The organism is Pseudomonas frederiksbergensis (genome assembly GCF_900105495.1).
In the GTDB taxonomy this organism is placed as follows: Bacteria; Pseudomonadota; Gammaproteobacteria; order Pseudomonadales; family Pseudomonadaceae; genus Aquipseudomonas; species Aquipseudomonas frederiksbergensis.
Genome location: NZ_FNTF01000002.1, coordinates 3,109,012 through 3,126,645, shown reverse-complemented (window position 1 = coordinate 3,126,645; position 17,634 = coordinate 3,109,012). Strand labels below are relative to the sequence as shown.

Below are 17,634 nucleotides of genomic sequence, written 5' to 3'. Positions count from 1 at the left end.
TGGGAATTAAGCGATGCAAATTTCAAGTTTGGGTGCGGCCATTCGGCGCTACCGCAAGGTCGCTGGGCTTACTCAGGCTGAACTCGGTGAAAAAACCGGTTTTGACCCCAAAACCATCAGCCGCTTCGAAACCGGCACCTACACCCCCAGCGTAGAAACCTTGTTCCTGTTTGCCGATGTGTTGGGTGTGAAGCTGAAAGTCTTTTTCGCAGATTTAGGCGATGAAGATGAACAGCGGGCGTATCTGTTCGGTGTCATACATAAAGCCACCCCGAAGGATCTGGGAAAGCTGATTGCAGCGGTTGACCAGGCCTTGTCCAAGCCTTAGCACCAAAAATAAAAAAGGAGGCCGAGCTGTCGCACTCGACAGCTCGGCCTCCTTTTATATGTTCGCACTGAAAAGCGGAAACGAGAAAACACCGCCCTGGACGAGATCCATGGCAGGGCAACAGGTATGTGTTTTTGAGACAGGTAACGCGAAAGAGGATTCGCGGTGCGTTATGGAGGCAACCCCACCAGCCACACCCCGGCACACAATGTTCCCGCTGTGGCTGCTTCCTTCCGGATCTGACCAGGTTCACGGGTAATCGTTGCGGGGGGACCGATGGGGTCACCATAACGACGCTCACCTGACGGCGAGCCGCGCCATTGTACCTATCTGAGACGAAGTTACAACCGTTCGGGCGGATTAAAAATATGTGCCGCTTCAAGGACATGCATATCTCTTGAAAAGATCGCGACCTGTAGTAACTGGCGTAGCCTGCGTTCGGCTGCGCAGCAGTCGTCAGTACGGTGATCGTGGTTTGCCTGAAAAACCGCACGGTCTGTTTTTACGGCTGCTGCGCAGCCGGACGCGGCCTCGCAGGCTCGACCGCTGCTACATTAAGTGAGCGCCGTGGCGGGGGGTTACAAGTCCTGCAACACCTCATCCGCCCGGCCGCCCTCCTGCTGGATCACCAGATGGATGAAGTGCAGCTTGGCGATCACTGCCGGCGGCAGGACAAACGGATAGAAATCCGGCTGCCCCATGCTGCGCGACAACTCATTGAGCATGCCCGCCAGTTCGATCCACGCATTGACGAACGACAGGAACGCCGCGCCGCCGGGATGCTGTGGGTCGTAGAGGGTGCTTGGAGGAAACGGCTGATAGTCGAAATCCATCTCCCGGGCACTCATTCCGAACCCCAACGCCGTATCCACTGCATCCATCATGTGCAGGTAGTGAGCCCAGGTTTCGGCCCAATCCTCCCATGGATGCATGGTCGCGTAGGCGCTGACGTAATGTTGCTGCCAATCGAGCGGTGCGCCTTGCTGATAATGCCGTTCGAGAGCGTCGGTGTAGCTGGCGCGCTCGTCGCCGAACAGGCTGCGAAATGGTTCCAGCCATTGGCTGTTGGCGATCAACCGATCCCAGTAGTAATGCCCGACTTCATGCCGAAAATGCCCGAGCAGCGTGCGATAAGGTTCGTGCATCTGCACCCGAACCTGCTCGCGATGAGCGTCGTCGGCTTCCTTGATATCGAGGGTGATCAGACCGTTGGCGTGACCGGTGGTTGGCGGCTTGCCTTCGAGGTCGACACCAATGAAATCGAAAGCCAGCCCCGTCTCTTCGTCCACGGTTTTGGGAATCACCTGTAAACCCAGGCTGACCAACTGTGCGACCAGTCGCCGCTTGGCCGTTTCAACCTTGCGCCAGCGTTCGTGGTTTTCGGCAATCGACAGGTCGGGAATGGTGTGGTTCAGGCTACAGGCGATGCATAGCGCATCGTGGTCATTGGCGGGCAATAGCCAATTGCACGCGGCCGGGGAATCGAGGTTGGCGCAGCGGCGAAAGCCCCCGGCGTCGGGATCGGCGTCGAGCAACCAGGTATCAGCCTGCAAGCCGGGCTGCAGCGACGACAGGCGGCTTTGCTCCGGTTGATAACCCAAGGCCGCGGAACACGCCAGACACTGGCTGTTGCGAAAAAACAGCGACTGCCCGCAACGGCACTGCCAGACCTTGCTGTTGCGCGAGCTTTCGCCGATGAAAGGCGCGGCGATGCGTGAACTGAGCTGTTCGAAGAAGCGGTACATGACGATCTCTCCCTGAGGCTTGCCAAGACTAGATCATTACTCGCGGATGATCGTTCCCACGCTCTGCGTGGGAATGCCGCCCCCGGACGCTCCGCGTCCGCTGTGACGCAGAGCGTCACGGGATGCGTTACCACGCGGAGCGTGGGAACGATCGACTAAACAGAAATATCGTGCTTCTTCAGGAACTCGACAAACGCTTCTTCATCGAGCACTTTCAATCCCAGCTCATTAGCCTTCGTCAACTTGGAACCTGCACCCGGCCCAGCGACCACACAATGAGTCTTGGCCGACACTGAGCCCGCCACCTTGGCACCGAGGCTTTCAAGTTTGTCCTTGGCGATGTCGCGGCTCATCAACTCCAGCGAACCGGTCAGCACCCAGGTCTGCCCGGCCAGCGGCAAGCCTTCGACGACTTTCTTCTCGCTCTGCCAATGCATGCCGAAATCGCGCAGCTGTTTCTCGGCGGCTTCGGCAATCTGGCGATTTTGCGCAACCGCAAAAAACTCTCGAACCGAAGTGGCCTGTTTTTCCGGCAGTGCCTGGCGCATATCCAGCCAGTCGGCGCTGAAAACACCCTCAAGCGAACCAAACTTGTCCGCCAGCTTCTGCGCCCCGCCCGGCCCGACCGAAGGAATGTGCAGCTTGTCGAGGAAGCCACCCAACGTAGTGCTGGCGGAAAACTCGGCACCGAGTTCTCCCTGATCCTGAATCTGCATGCCGTGCTTGAGCAGATCCTTGATCACCTGCTGGTTATGCGCATCTTCGAAGAAGCTGTGAATCTCATGAGCCACTTCCAGACCCACATCCGGCAAATACGTAAGCACTTGCGGCAAGGCTTGCTGAACCCGCTCCAGCGAGCCGAGAGAACGCGCCAGTACCTTCGCCGTCTCTTCGCCGACATCGGGAATCCCGAGGGCGTAGATGAAGCGCGCCAGGCTTGGGTGCTTGCTGTCTTCGATGGCGCTGAGCAAGTTCTTGCTCGACAACTCGGCAAAGCCTTCCAGATCGACAATCTGCTCGAACGTCAGCGCGTACAAATCAGCCGGCGAACTCACCAGCCCTTCGTCCACCAGTTGCTCAACGCTCTTTTCGCCCAGGCCTTCGATGTCCATGGCGCGACGGGAGACGAAGTGAATGATGGCCTGCTTGAGTTGCGCACCGCACGCCAGACGACCGACGCAGCGGTACACCGCGCCTTCGCTGACGGTCTCGCGACCTTTGCTGCGCTTGACCAGTTGCGTGCGCTCGACATGCGAGCCGCAGACCGGGCATTTCTCGGGAATCTGTACTGGCCGTGCGTCGTCCGGACGGCGCTCGATGACCACTTGCACCACTTGCGGAATCACATCGCCCGCGCGACGGATGATCACGGTGTCGCCAATCATCAGGCCCAGGCGCGCCACTTCGTCCATATTGTGCAACGTCGCGTTGGCCACGGTCACACCCGCGACCTTGACCGGCTTCAAGCGCGCCACCGGCGTCACTGCACCGGTACGACCGACCTGGAATTCCACATCGAGCAATTCAGTGAGTTCTTCCATCGCCGGGAATTTGTGCGCGATCGCCCAGCGCGGTTCACGAGCACGGAAACCCAGCTCACGCTGGGAGGCAATGCTGTTGACCTTGAACACGACGCCGTCGATTTCGTAGGGCAGCGAATTTCGGCGCTCACCGATGTCGCGGTAATAATCCAGGCATTCAGCGATGCCGTGAGCCAGTTTCAACTCATGGCTGATCGGCATGCCCCAAGCCTTGAGCTGCTTGAGATTGCCAATGTGCGTATCCGCAATGTCGGCCGAAATCTGACCGAGGCCATAGCAGCAGAACTCCAGCGGACGGTTGGCGGTGATCTTCGAATCGAGCTGGCGCAAGCTACCCGCCGCCGCGTTGCGCGGATTGGCGAAAGTCTTGCCGCCGACTTCCAGCTGCGTGGCGTTGAGGCGCTCGAAACCGGCCTTGGACATGAACACTTCGCCGCGCACTTCCAGGGTCGCTGGCCAGCCCGTACCGTGCAGCTTGAGCGGAATGTTGCGCACGGTACGGACATTGACGCTGATGTCTTCGCCAGTGGTGCCGTCGCCACGAGTCGCGCCGCGCACCAATACGCCATCCTGATACAACAAACTGACCGCCAGGCCATCGAGTTTGGGTTCACAGCTGTATTCCACCGCCGCGCCGCCGCCGAACAAGTCGCCCACCGGCAGGTCGAGACCTTCGGTTACCCGCCGATCGAACTCGCGCATGTCGGTTTCTTCGAAGGCGTTGCCGAGGCTGAGCATCGGCACTTCGTGACGCACCTGTGTGAACGCCGACAGCGCCGCACTGCCGACGCGCTGGGTTGGCGAGTCGCTGGTGATCAGTTCGGGATGGGCCGCTTCGAGGGCCTTGAGCTCGTGGAACAACCGGTCGTATTCGGCGTCCGGAATGCTCGGCTCGTCCAGCACGTGGTAGCGATAGTTGTGCTGATCGAGTTCAGCGCGCAGCTCTAGAATGCGGTTTTTGGCGGCGGTCATGGGTGTTCTCTCATAAAGCAAAAGAGCAGCCGAGGCTGCTCAATTTTCTAATCACGATAGCCTGATGGCTTGCACTTTGTGGCGAGGGGGCTTGCCCCCGCTCGGCTGCGAAGCAGTCGTAAAACCAGAGAGTGCGATGTATTTGAATAACGGAGCTACCTAAATGAAGGGGGCTGCTTCGCAGCCCAACGGGGGCAAGCCCCCTCGCCACAAGAGCCCGCTCCAACCTTTTGAATCAACGTTTCTGGGTCAGGGCGCGGCGTTCGAATTCAACGATGCGCTGACGGTAATGCTCAATCGTCTGAGCGGTGAGCACGCTGCGCTGGTCGTCTTTCAGTTCGCCGTTCAGCTCCTGGGACAGTTTGCGCGCCGCGGCCACCATCACGTCGAAGGCTTGCTTGGGATGACGCGGGCCTGGCAGACCGAGGAAGAAGCTCACTGCCGGTGTGCTGAAGTGGTCGATGTCGTCCAGATCGAAAACGCCCGGCTTGACCGCATTGGCCATCGAGAACAGGACTTCGCCATTGCCAGCCATGCTTTCATGGCGGTGGAAGATGTCCATCTCGCCGAAACGCAGACCGCTTTCCAGAATGTTCTGCAACAGCGCCGGACCTTTGAAGCCGGCGGCGTCGCGGCATATCACGCTGATCACCAGCACTTCTTCGGCTTGCGGTTGTTCCTTCTCGCTGGTCGAACTCGAAGCCTTGGTGTCATCCGGGAAATCGTCGTCCCGACTGCTGAAGCTCGGGCCGCCGTCCAGATCCAGACTGAGGTTCATGTCGCCTTGCGAAGGCTCGCCATGGCCACGCTTGCCGCGCTTGGAACCCGACTCACGCGGCTCACGGGCAGGCATGCTCACCGACGGCAGATCGTGCTCGTCCAGTTGCGGCTCTTTATGCGTATCCAGCACACGGGGCGGGCCCAACAGCTCGGCGCTGGTGTCCTCGTCCGGCAAGTTGGACAAACTTCGGTCGAGACGGAATTTCAGTTTCCCCTTGCCGCCGCGCATGCGACGCCAGCCATCGAAAAGAATACCGGCAATGACAATAATGCCGATGACGATCAGCCACTCGCGCAGACCGATTTCCATGTAATCCCGTGCCTCTATAAAAAATGCTGAAAAATAAGGGGTTTACATTGTGTAAACCGCTTTAAAACGTGGCGCCAACTCTATGTTCTGACAGGCGTTTTGCCCACGTATACGAAAAATTGACATTAAACTAGCACGACCAAAGGCAACTTTACACCGTCTGTCACAATGGCTTGCGCGAATATGTCGATTGGCCAGCAAGTCAGGACAGGTAAATAAGTCCTACAACTCACAAATACCTCTCCTACAAACGCCGACTCAGGCATCCACCATCGCCATCGCCTCCTCGACATCCACTGCCACCAGACGCGAGCAACCCGGCTCGTGCATCGTCACCCCCATCAGTTGCTCGGCCATTTCCATGGCGATCTTGTTGTGGGTGATATAGATGAACTGCACCGTCTGCGACATCTCCTTGACCAGCCGTGCGTAGCGTCCAACGTTAGCGTCATCCAATGGCGCGTCAACCTCATCGAGCATGCAAAACGGCGCCGGATTCAACTTGAAGATGGCAAAAACCAGAGCCAGGGCTGTCAGGGCTTTTTCGCCACCGGAGAGCAAATGGATGGTGCTGTTCTTCTTTCCTGGCGGCTGCGCCATGATCGTTACCCCTGTATCGAGTAGATCTTCGCCCGTCAGTTCCAAATACGCGCGTCCTCCACCGAAAACTTTTGGGAAAAGGGCCTGTAAACCGCCATTGATCTGATCAAAGGTATCTTTGAAGCGGTTTCGGGTTTCCTTGTCGATCTTGCGAATCACGTTCTCGAGCGTGTCCAGCGCTTCCACCAAATCGTCGTTCTGCGCATCCAGATAACGTTTACGCTCGGATTGTTGCTGGTATTCGTCGATGGCCGCCAGGTTGATCGCACCGAGACGCTGAATTCGCGCGGCGATGCGTTCGAGTTCTTCTTCAGCGTCCTTCTCGTTGGCGTCGGCCACCAGGGTGGCGAGCACGCCGTGGAGGTCGTAACCGTCTTCCAGCAACTGATCTTCCAAGGTCTTGCGGCGCACGGTCAGGGCCTGCCATTCCATGCGCTGGGTTTCCATCTGCCCTCGAATCAACTGCGATTGCTGCTCGGCCTGGTTGCGACGTTTTTCCGCATCGCGCAATTCGCGGTCAGCGTCTTCCAGAGCGATCTGCGCCGTCTTGAGTTCTTCGTCGACGGTCATGCGCTTGTCGAGCAGTTCTTCAAGTTTCAACCGCAGTTCTTCCAGCGGCGCCTCGCCCTCTTCCAGGTTGAGACTGAGCTGTTCGCGCTTCTCGGTCAGGCGCTCGGATTGCATTTCCAGACGCTCCAGCGCCTGACGCGTCGAGTCGTGCTGCGCCTTGAGCGACCCCAGACGCACCGCCAGTTGATGGGCGTGATCCTTGTGCTGCCGGGCTTCCTGCCGCACCCGATCAAGTCGCTCGCGCAAGCTGTCACGCTGGGCCAGCAGTAACTCGCGCTGCTCGGTGTCCAGCGCCATGCTGTCGAGGGCCTCCTGCAATTGCAGACGCGCCTCGCCGATATTTTCGTGCTCCAGAGCGCGTTGCTCAGCCAACTCCGTGAGCTCTTCGTCCAGGCGTGTACGGCGCAAGGTCAGTTGTTCGGCCTTGGCTTTGCCGGCGGACAACTGGGCTTTCAACTCACCTTGCTGACGGGCTTCGTCTTGCAGCAGTCGGCGCAGATGCTCGCGACCGTTTTCCTGCTGACGCTGTTGCGCCCTGAGATTCTGAAGTTGGGTTTCCAGGGTTTCGACCGTAGCTTCGCGCTCTTCGCGCTCAAGGTCCAAACGCTGGATTTCCTGACCACGAGCCAGCACGCCGCTTTCCGCTTCGCTGGCACGGCGGACACGTAAAAAGTGCCGACCGACCCAGTAACCATCGCGACTGATCAGGCTTTCGCCAGGTGCCAATTGACCACGCAAGGCCAAAGCCTGTTCAAGACTGTCGACCGGTTTGACCTGCCCCAGCCATGGCGACAAATCAATCTGCGCCTCGACCTTATCGAGCAAGCTGCCCGCCACTCGCACGCCATCGCTGCCGGGACTGAGCAAGCGTAAATCGCCCTGGGCAAAACCGGCCAGATCGAAATCGCCGAAGTCATCCACCAGCACCGCTTGCAGGTCGGCGCCGAGCACGGTTTCTACCGCCAACTCCCAACCGGCGTCGACTTTCAGGCCTTCGGCCAGACGCGGTCGGTCGGCCAGATTCTGTTCACGCAACCATTCGGCGGTGCCGGTGCCCGGATCGAGTGCGGCTTGTTGCAAGGCTTCAAGGGAGGCGAGACGACCGTTCAGACGCTGTAAATCGCCTTGGGCCTGTTGCTGCGCCGTCAGCGCGTGCTGCAATTCCTGACGCAGTTGTTCAAGCTTTTCGACCTGAGCTTGTTCACTGGTCTGCAAATCCTCAAGCGTCGCTTCGGATTCAGCGAGCTGCTCGCTGAGTTCCATGATCGCCGCGTCTTCCGGGTCTGCCGAGAGCAACGCGCGCTCCTCGCCCAGACGCTTCTGACGATCGGCCAAACGCTCCATGCTGGTTTCCAGCTGCTGGATGCGCGACTGCTGAACTTCGGATTGGCGACGCGGTTCGGCGGCCGTCAGGTTGAAGGTGTCCCATTGCTCTTGCCAGGCGTGCATGGTGGTTTCGGATTCTTCCAGCGCGGCGGCAGCCTCTTCGGCGGCGGCGCTGGTGACTTCCTGTTCGGGGGTGAGCATGTCCAGCTCTTCGCCCAGGGTCAGCAGCAAGGTGCGGTCGTGGCCCAAGTGAGACTCGGTTTCCAGACGCGCCCGCTCGGCTTCTTTCAGATCGTCCTGCAGTTGGCGCAGGCGTTGTTGACCGTGCTGGATGCTCTGTTCGACCCGGGCAATGTCGCCACCGACCGAATAGAAGCGCCCCTGCACCAGATTGAAGCGTTCGGACAGGTCGTGGTGCCCGTCCCGCAAGCGTTCGATAGCCGCATCGGCGTTACGCTGCTCGGCCACCAGCGCTTCGAAGGTGACTTCCTGATTGCCGATGATCGCTTCGCGCTGACCGACCTGTTCATTCAACGCCTGCCAGCGCAGGGCCGACAGTTGGGCCTTGAGCTGACGCTCCTCGCCTTTGTATTCCTGATACTTCTTGGCGGCCTCGGCCTGGCGGTACAAGCGTTCAAGCTGGCGCTCGAGCTCTTCGCGCAGGTCGGTCAGGCGGGCCAGGTTTTCGTGGGTGCGGCGGATGCGGTTTTCGGTCTCGCGCCGGCGCTCCTTGTACTTGGAGATGCCCGCCGCTTCTTCAATGAAGTTGCGCAGGTCTTCGGGTTTTGACTCGATCAGCTTGGAGATCATCCCCTGCTCGATAATCGAGTAGCTGCGCGGGCCCAGGCCGGTACCGAGAAAGATGTCAGTGATATCGCGACGGCGGCATTTGGTGCCGTTGAGGTAGTAAGTGGTCTGGCTATCGCGGGTCACTTTGCGGCGAATGGAAATTTCCGCGTAGGCCGCGTATTCGCCGAGCAGGGTGCCGTCGGAGTTATCGAACACCAGCTCGATGCTCGCCTGGCTCACCGGTTTACGGCTGGTCGAGCCGTTGAAGATGACGTCGGTCATCGACTCGCCGCGCAGGTTCTTGGCCGAACTCTCGCCCATCACCCAGCGCACGGCGTCGATGATGTTCGACTTGCCGCAACCATTGGGCCCGACCACCGCCGCCATGTTACTGGGGAAGTTCACCGTGGTCGGGTCGACGAAGGACTTGAACCCCGCCAGCTTGATGCACTTTAGCCGCACGCTCAGGCGTCCGTCAGGGCAGAAACCACCAGATCACTGCTGCGCTGGGCATACGCCGTCAGCACAATGCGGATCTGCGGAAAATCACGGGCCAGCACGGCGGCGAGCAAGCGTTCGAACAGTTCGAGGAACTCGCTCATCGAGGCTTTGCGCTGATCCAGGGCGAGGAAATACGCGCGGCTCATCGCCGGCTGCAGATTCTCGACGGTTTCCTGCAAGTACGGGTTGTTGGCGAACGGGTACGCGGCGCGCATCACACTGAAGCTGTCATCGACAAAGGTGCGAATGTCCTGGCGCTCATAGCTGGCCGTCAGACGCTGCTGGATTTGCACGAACGGCGCCATGTCGGCCTGGACTTGCCAGCCGCTGGCCACTGCATTGCCCAGCAGGATGTAAAGCTCGCTCATCAGCGTGCACAGGCTCTGGACCTTGTGGGCCGTCAGCTCGGTCACATGGGCGCCACGTCGCGGCAGGATCGCGATCAAGTGGCGGCGCTCGAGGATCAGCAAGGCTTCACGGACCGAACCGCGGCTGACATTGAGGGCCAGCGTGACCTTCTGTTCCTGGATGCGCTCCCCGGGCTTCATTTCGCCGCGAATGATACGTTCGGCGAGGTGGTGAGCAATTTGCTCGGCGAGGCTGTCCGGCGCCTTGAACGTCATGGTTGTCCTTCAAACTCTTCGATTTGCACAAGCGGCGCAGTGTAGCGCAATTGATACGACATGGCGGAGTGCCCACTCAGCGGTTTTTGGCACGAATCCAGCAAAAAGCAGGCTATCCCGAGAGGGTCAATAATGAAGGAACGAGTCGTTGATCGACAAAATGCTATTTCCTGACCTTTAAGTCAGAAAATCATTGACCGAAAAGTCAGACCTGATAAATTCGGTTCAAGTCGGTTAACAACAATAATGAGTCTGCGAGGCCTTCCGTGATCCAGTTTTTACTTAACCAGGAACTCCGTAGCGAGCACGCCCTGGACCCAAACCTGACCGTGCTCAATTACCTGCGCGACCATGTGGGCAAACCCGGCACCAAAGAAGGCTGCGCCAGCGGTGACTGCGGCGCCTGCACCGTGGTGGTTGGCGAGTTGCAGACGGACGACGATGGCCGCGAACACATTCGCTATCGCAGCCTCAACTCGTGCCTGACGTTCGTTTCGTCACTGCACGGCAAACAATTGATCAGCGTCGAAGACCTCAAGCACCAAGGCGAGCTGCACAGCGTGCAGAAAGCCATGGTCGAGTGCCACGGTTCGCAATGCGGTTTTTGCACACCCGGTTTCGTCATGTCGCTGTTCGCGCTGCAAAAGAACAGCGATCAACCGGATGCTCATAAAGCTCACGAAGCACTGGCCGGCAACCTCTGTCGCTGCACAGGCTACCGGCCGATTCTGGCGGCCGCCGAACAATCCTGCTGCGGCAAGCAAACGGACCAGTTCGACGCCCGTGAAGCCGACACCATCGCTCGCCTGAAGGCCATCGCCCCCACCGATATCGGCGAACTCAACAGTGGCGACAAACGCTGCCTGGTGCCGCTGACCGTGGCCGATCTGGCTGACCTCTATGACGCCTATCCACAAGCCCGCCTGCTGGCCGGCGGTACGGACCTGGCGCTGGAAGTCACACAGTTCCACCGCACCCTGCCGGTGATGATCTACGTCGGCAATGTCGCCGAGATGAAGCGCATCGATCGCTTTGACGATCGCCTGGAAATCGGCGCCGCCACTGCCCTCTCCGATTGCTACGAGGCGCTGAAAGCCGAGTACCCGGACTTCGGCGAATTACTGCAACGCTTTGCTTCCCTGCAGATCCGCAACCAAGGCACCCTCGGCGGCAACATCGGCAATGCCTCGCCGATCGGTGACTCCCCGCCCCTGCTGATTGCCCTCGGTGCGCAGATCGTTTTGTGCAAAGGCGAAGTCCGCCGCACGATGGCGCTGGAAGATTACTTCATCGATTACCGGGTCACCGCGCGCCAGGAAAGCGAGTTCATCGAAAAGATCATCGTGCCGCGTGCCAGCGCCGAACAACTGTTCCGCGCCTACAAAGTCTCCAAGCGTCTGGACGATGACATTTCCGCCGTTTGCGCCGCGTTCAACCTGCGCATCGACAACGGCGTGATCGCCGACGCTCGCGTAGCGTTCGGCGGCATGGCCGCGATTCCGAAACGTGCGAATAACTGCGAAACGGTGTTGCTCGGCGCGCCATTCAATCACGACACCGTTGAACGCGCCTGCGCTGCACTCGCCGAAGATTTCACACCGCTCTCGGACTTCCGCGCCAGCAAGGAATACCGCCTGCTCAGCGCGCAGAACCTGTTGCGTAAATACTTCATCGAACTGCAAACACCGCACATCGAGACTCGGGTGACCGCTTATGTCTAATCATCACGCTGTAGAGAAGACCCAAGCCGAATTGGCTGAACTGTTCGCCAAGGACCTGACCACCGGTGTCGGCCGCAGCGTCAAGCACGACAGCGCCGCCAAGCACGTGTCCGGTGAAGCGCAGTACATCGACGACCGGCTGGAATTTCCGAACCAGTTGCACGTTTACGCACGCCTGTCGGACCGTGCCCACGCGAAAATCATCAGCATCGACACCAAGCCCTGCTACGCCTTCGAAGGCGTGCGCATCGCCATTACCCACGAAGACGTGCCAGGCCTGAAAGACATCGGCCCCTTGCTGCCGGGCGACCCATTGCTGGCCATCGATGACGTGCAATTCGTCGGTCAACCGGTACTGGCCGTTGCGGCGAAAGACCTGGAAACCGCACGCAAAGCCGCGATGGCCGCGATCATCGAATACGAAGACCTCGAACCCGTTCTGGACGTGGTTGAAGCCCTGCGCAAACGCCATTTTGTGCTCGACAGCCACACGCATCAGCGCGGTGATTCGGCCGCGGCCTTGGCCACGGCGGAACATCGTATCCAGGGCACATTGCACATCGGCGGCCAGGAACACTTCTATCTGGAAACCCAGATCTCTTCGGTGATGCCGACCGAAGACGGCGGCATGATCGTCTACTGCTCGACGCAGAACCCCACCGAAGTGCAGAAGCTCGTCGCCGAAGTGCTCGATGTGTCGATGAACAAAATCGTCGTCGACATGCGCCGCATGGGCGGTGGTTTCGGCGGCAAGGAAACCCAGGCCGCGAGCCCCGCGTGCCTGTGCGCAGTGATCGCGCACCTCACCGGCCAGCCGACCAAGATGCGCCTGCCGCGGGTCGAAGACATGCTGATGACCGGCAAGCGTCACCCGTTCTACATCGAGTACGACGTGGGCTTCGACAGCACTGGTCGGCTGCATGGCATTGCCCTGGAACTGGCTGGCAACTGCGGTTGCTCGCCGGACCTCTCGGCATCGATTGTCGACCGCGCGATGTTCCATGCCGACAACTCTTATTACCTGGGCGACGCGACCATCAACGGTCATCGCTGCAAGACCAACACCGCGTCGAACACCGCTTACCGTGGTTTCGGCGGCCCGCAAGGGATGGTCGCCATCGAAGAAGTGATGGACGCCATCGCCCGCCATCTGGGCCTTGATCCGCTAGCGGTGCGCAAGGCCAACTACTACGGCAAGACCGAGCGCAACGTCACCCATTACTACCAGACCGTCGAGCACAACATGCTCGAGGAAATGACCGCCGAACTTGAAGAAAGCAGCCAGTACGCCGAACGCCGCGAAGCGATTCGTCGCTACAACGCCAACAGCCCGATCCTGAAAAAAGGCCTGGCGCTGACCCCGGTGAAATTCGGTATTTCCTTCACCGCCAGCTTCCTCAACCAGGCCGGTGCGCTGATCCACGTCTACACCGACGGCAGCATCCACCTGAACCATGGCGGCACCGAAATGGGCCAGGGCCTGAACACCAAAGTCGCGCAGGTCGTGGCTGAAGTGTTCCAGGTGGAAATGGACCGTGTGCAGATCACCGCGACCAACACCGACAAGGTGCCGAACACCTCGCCGACCGCCGCTTCCAGTGGCGCTGACCTGAACGGTAAAGCCGCACAGAACGCAGCTGAGATTATCAAGAAGCGCCTGGTGGAGTTTGCCGCGCGGCAGTACAAAGTCAGCGAAGAAGACGTGGAATTCCACAACGGTCATGTTCGCGTTCGCGATCACATCCTGACGTTTGAAGCGCTGATCCAGCAGGCGTATTTCGCCCAGGTTTCGCTGTCGAGCACCGGGTTCTACAAAACTCCGAAAATCTTCTACGACCGTAGCCAGGCGCGGGGCCGGCCGTTCTATTACTACGCCTTCGGCGCAGCGTGCTGCGAGGTGATCATCGACACCCTCACCGGCGAGTACAAAATGCTGCGCACCGATATCCTCCACGACGTCGGCGACTCACTGAACCCGGCGATCGACATCGGTCAGGTCGAGGGTGGTTTCATCCAGGGCATGGGGTGGCTGACCATGGAAGAACTGGTGTGGAACAACAAGGGCAAACTGATGACCAACGGCCCGGCCAGCTACAAGATCCCGGCGGTGGCGGACATGCCGCTGGACCTGCGAGTGAAGCTGGTGGAAAACCGTAAAAACCCGGAAGACACGGTGTTCCACTCCAAGGCCGTGGGCGAGCCGCCGTTCATGCTCGGCATCGCGGCGTGGTGTGCGATCAAGGACGCCGTGGCCAGTCTGGGCGACTACAAGCATCAACCGAAAATCGATGCGCCGGCGACGCCGGAGCGGGTGTTGTGGGGCTGTGAGCAGATGCGGCAGTTGAAGGTGGCGAAGGCTGTTGAAGCCGAGGCTGAGTTGGCTTCGCTCTAAACAGCGGCGCGGCCAATCGCCAGCAGGCTGGCTCCCACAGGATTTGCGTATGTGGACACCACAAACCCTGTGGGAGCTAGCCTGCTAGCGATGACGGCCGAACAGACAACAGAAATGTTGAGGTGAATATGTACAACTGGATCGACGCCCTCGCCGACCTGCAATCCCGGGGTGAACCCTGCGTGTTGGTCACCATCATCGAAGAGCTCGGCTCGACGCCGCGTAATGCCGGCTCGAAGATGGTCATCAGCGCCAACCAGACCTTCGACACCATCGGTGGCGGGCATCTGGAATACAAGGCCATGCAAATCGGCCGCGAGATGCTGGCCAGCGGCAAGCAGGACACGCACCTTGAACGCTTCAGCCTCGGCGCCAGCCTGGGACAATGCTGCGGCGGCGTGACCGTATTACTGTTCGAACCGATGGGCCAGGTTCAGGCGCAGGTCGCCGTGTTCGGTGCCGGCCACGTCGGCCGGGCGCTGGTGCCGCTGCTCGCCAGCCTGCCCTGCCGAGTGCGCTGGATCGATTCGCGGGAAGCCGAATTCCCGGAACAGATCCCCCACGGCGTACGCAAAATCGTCACCGAAGAACCGGTGGACGAAGTCGATGACCTGCCCGCTGGCAGCTACTGCATCGTCATGACCCACAATCACCAACTCGACCTCGAACTCACCGCTGCGATCCTCAAGCGCAACGACTTCGCCTACTTCGGCCTGATCGGTTCGAAGACCAAACGGGTGAAATTCGAACATCGCTTGCGTGACCGTGGTTTCGACAGCGCCGTGCTGCAACGCATGCGCTGCCCGATGGGCATCGGCGAAGTCAAAGGCAAGTTGCCTGTGGAAATCGCCATCTCCATCGCCGGCGAAATCATCGCTACCTATAACGCCAATTTCGGCCAGCACACTGCCCGCGCCGGATCATCGATCGCCAAACTGCTGCCTGCCTCACGCCGCAACCAGGCTTCGAACCAAGCCACGAATTGAGAACGACAATGCCTTTGACTCGCAAAGCCTACCGCGCCGCCATTCTGCACAGCATCGCCGACCCCGCCGAAGTGGGCATCGAAGCCTCTTATGAGTATTTCGAAGACGGCTTGCTGGTGGTCGATAACGGCCAGATCAGCGCCCTTGGTCACGCCAGCGACTTGCTGCCGACCCTGCCAGCCGATATCCAGATCACGCATTATCAGGACGCGCTGATCACCCCGGGCTTCATCGACACCCACATTCACTTGCCGCAAACCGGCATGGTCGGCGCCTACGGCGAACAGCTGCTGGACTGGCTCAACACCTACACCTTCCCGTGCGAAAGCCAGTTTGCCGACAAGGATCACGCTGACGAAGTCGCGGACATTTTCATCAAGGAACTGCTGCGCAACGGCACCACTACGGCCCTGGTGTTCGGCAGCGTGCATCCGCAATCGGTGAACTCGTTCTTTGAAGCCGCCGAACAGCTGGACCTGCGGATGATTGCCGGCAAGGTGATGATGGACCGCAACGCGCCGGACTACCTGACCGACACCGCCGAATCCAGCTACGTCGAAAGCAAGGCGCTGATCGAACGCTGGCACGGCAAGGGTCGCCTGCACTACGCAGTCACCCCGCGCTTCGCCCCGACCAGCACCCCGGAACAGCTGACCCTCGCCGGCCAGTTGCTCAGCGAATTCCCAGACCTGTACATGCAGACCCACATTAGCGAAAACCTCAAGGAAATCGAGTGGGTCAAGGAACTGTTCCCGGAGCGCAAGGGCTACCTGGACGTCTATGACCACTACAAACTGCTCGGCGAACGTTCGGTATTCGCCCACGGCGTGCATCTGTGCGATGACGAGTGCGCGCGACTGGCGGAAACCGGCTCGGCGATCGCTTTCTGCCCGACGTCGAACTTCTTCCTCGGCAGCGGCCTGTTCAACCTGCCGATGGCCGAGAAGCACAAGTTGAATGTCGGCATCGGTACGGACGTCGGTGGCGGCACCAGTTTCTCGCTGCTGCAAACGCTGAACGAAGCGTACAAGGTGATGCAGCTGCAAGGTGCGCGACTGAGCCCGTTCAAATCGTTGTACCTGGCGACCCTCGGCGGTGCTCGTGCGCTGCGTCTGGAAGACAAGATCGGCACCCTGCAACCGGGCACTGATGCGGACTTCCTGGTGTTGGACTACAACGCCACACCACTGCTGAGCTATCGCTTGAAGCAGGCCAACAACATTGCCGAGACGTTGTTTGTGTTGATGACGCTGGGGGATGACCGGACGGTGTTGCAGACCTATGCGGCGGGGAATCAGGTGCATCAGCGCTAGTTTTCTTCGGGCATAAAAAATCCCCCGTACTCTTCAGTCAGGGGGATTGATCGTTCCCACGCTCCGCGTGGGAATGCAGCCCGGGACGCTCCGCGTCCCAATCCAGAACCGAACGCAGAGCGTCCGTTGAGGCATTCCCACGCAGAGCGTGGGAACGATCAGTGTCAGGAAGTCAGAGTTTCGCAGCAGGCCGCCCTGGCTTTTTGGTCTGCAACAAATGCGAGAACACCGCATGCAAATCATCCGACGCGCTTTCTTCGTCGAGGTTGAGTTTGCTGTCGATGTGATCCATGTGATGCATCATCAGATCCACCGCCAGCTCAGCGTTGCGCGCTTCGATGGCGTCGATCAACTGGGTGTGCTCGTCGTAGGAACAGTGGGAGCGATTGCCGCTTTCATACTGGGCAATGATCAACGACGTCTGGGACACCAGGCTGCGCTGGAAGCTGATCAACGGCGCGTTTTTCGCCGCTTCGGCCAACTTCAAGTGAAACTCGCCCGACAGACGAATACCGGCGCCGCGATCGCCACGGGAGAAGCTGTCGCGTTCGTCGTTGACCATCTGGCGCAACTCGGCAATCTGCTCGGCAGTGGCGTGCTGCACCGCCAATTCAGTGATCGCACGCTCCACCAGACGCCGGGCCATGAACACCTGGCGAGCTTCTTCGACACTCGGGCTGGCCACGACAGCGCCACGGTTCGGCCGCAGCAGCACGACGCCTTCATGGGCCAGGCGCGACAGCGCGCGGCGAATGATGGTGCGACTGACCCCGAAAATTTCCCCCAGCGCTTCTTCGCTCAACTTGGTACCGGGCGCCAGACGCTGTTCGAGGATGGCCTCGAAAATATGCGCGTAGACGATATCGTCCTGGGTACCGCTGCGGCCGGCTTTGCCTGCTCGCGGTTGTTTCTTGAGGGGTTGCAACTGTTCGTTCATGGGCACTCGAGTCGGAAGAACTGCGGCGAATTGACCGTGACTGTAATACGGCACAGTGGGTCGCTGGCAAGTATCGCGTAAAAAACACTGCGATTGTACACAATGGATGGTGGCAACACGACTGTACGGCTGTTTGTCACTTCCGCTGTATTGCAACGACTCCTTACGTTTGAGTTTAGGCTTGAACGCAGAATCCGCCG

General features: G+C 59.6%; 11 protein-coding genes and 1 other RNA gene. 5 read left to right on the top strand and 7 right to left on the bottom strand.

What is annotated here, in order from left to right; all coding sequences use genetic code 11:
* Positions 1-13 precede the first annotated feature (13 nt).
* On the top strand, positions 14-328 hold the full coding sequence (locus BLW70_RS14660) for a helix-turn-helix domain-containing protein (protein WP_074875068.1): 315 nt from the start codon (positions 14-16) through the stop codon (positions 326-328).
* Between the two features lie 182 nt (positions 329-510).
* Here the strand turns inward: BLW70_RS14660 and ffs are convergent.
* The 6 genes from ffs to BLW70_RS14630 all read right to left on the bottom strand — a co-directional run bounded on the left by ffs (position 511) and on the right by BLW70_RS14630 (position 10,085).
* An RNA gene (ffs, locus tag BLW70_RS14655) (signal recognition particle sRNA small type) lies at positions 511-607 on the bottom strand.
* A gap of 299 nt (positions 608-906) precedes the next feature.
* Complete coding sequence (locus tag BLW70_RS14650) at positions 907-2,073, bottom strand: zinc-binding metallopeptidase family protein (RefSeq protein WP_074875066.1); 1,167 nt, start codon at positions 2,071-2,073, stop codon at positions 907-909.
* A gap of 155 nt (positions 2,074-2,228) precedes the next feature.
* A complete protein-coding gene (gene ligA / locus BLW70_RS14645; protein WP_074875064.1) occupies positions 2,229-4,586 on the bottom strand; it encodes an NAD-dependent DNA ligase LigA in 2,358 nt (785 codons plus the stop codon).
* 235 nt (positions 4,587-4,821) lie between these two features.
* Positions 4,822-5,676, bottom strand: a complete 855-nt coding sequence (gene zipA, locus BLW70_RS14640) for a cell division protein ZipA (protein WP_074875062.1) — start codon at positions 5,674-5,676, stop codon at positions 4,822-4,824.
* A 258-nt stretch (positions 5,677-5,934) separates the two neighbouring features.
* On the bottom strand, positions 5,935-9,423 hold the full coding sequence (smc, locus tag BLW70_RS14635; protein ID WP_074875060.1) for a chromosome segregation protein SMC: 3,489 nt from the start codon (positions 9,421-9,423) through the stop codon (positions 5,935-5,937).
* A gap of 2 nt (positions 9,424-9,425) precedes the next feature.
* Positions 9,426-10,085, bottom strand: coding sequence for a GntR family transcriptional regulator (locus BLW70_RS14630; protein WP_074875058.1), 660 nt, complete (start codon positions 10,083-10,085; stop codon positions 9,426-9,428).
* A gap of 266 nt (positions 10,086-10,351) precedes the next feature.
* Between BLW70_RS14630 and xdhA the strand changes: the two genes are divergently transcribed.
* From xdhA to guaD, 4 genes are all read left to right on the top strand, one after another.
* Positions 10,352-11,806, top strand: a complete 1,455-nt coding sequence (gene xdhA / locus BLW70_RS14625) for a xanthine dehydrogenase small subunit (RefSeq protein ID WP_074875057.1) — start codon at positions 10,352-10,354, stop codon at positions 11,804-11,806.
* On the top strand, positions 11,799-14,198 hold the full coding sequence (xdhB, locus tag BLW70_RS14620; protein WP_074875055.1) for a xanthine dehydrogenase molybdopterin binding subunit: 2,400 nt from the start codon (positions 11,799-11,801) through the stop codon (positions 14,196-14,198). The genes xdhA and xdhB overlap by 8 nt, the downstream gene beginning before the upstream one ends.
* A gap of 128 nt (positions 14,199-14,326) precedes the next feature.
* A complete protein-coding gene (gene xdhC, locus BLW70_RS14615) occupies positions 14,327-15,184 on the top strand; it encodes a xanthine dehydrogenase accessory protein XdhC (RefSeq protein ID WP_074875053.1) in 858 nt (285 codons plus the stop codon).
* An 8-nt stretch (positions 15,185-15,192) separates the two neighbouring features.
* Positions 15,193-16,497: a guanine deaminase gene (gene guaD, locus BLW70_RS14610; protein WP_074875051.1), complete on the top strand. Its 1,305-nt coding sequence runs from the start codon at positions 15,193-15,195 to the stop codon at positions 16,495-16,497.
* A 172-nt stretch (positions 16,498-16,669) separates the two neighbouring features.
* On the opposite strand, the gene BLW70_RS14605 is transcribed toward guaD, so the two are convergent.
* Positions 16,670-17,434, bottom strand: a complete 765-nt coding sequence (locus BLW70_RS14605) for a GntR family transcriptional regulator (protein ID WP_008146364.1) — start codon at positions 17,432-17,434, stop codon at positions 16,670-16,672.
* Positions 17,435-17,634 lie beyond the last annotated feature (200 nt).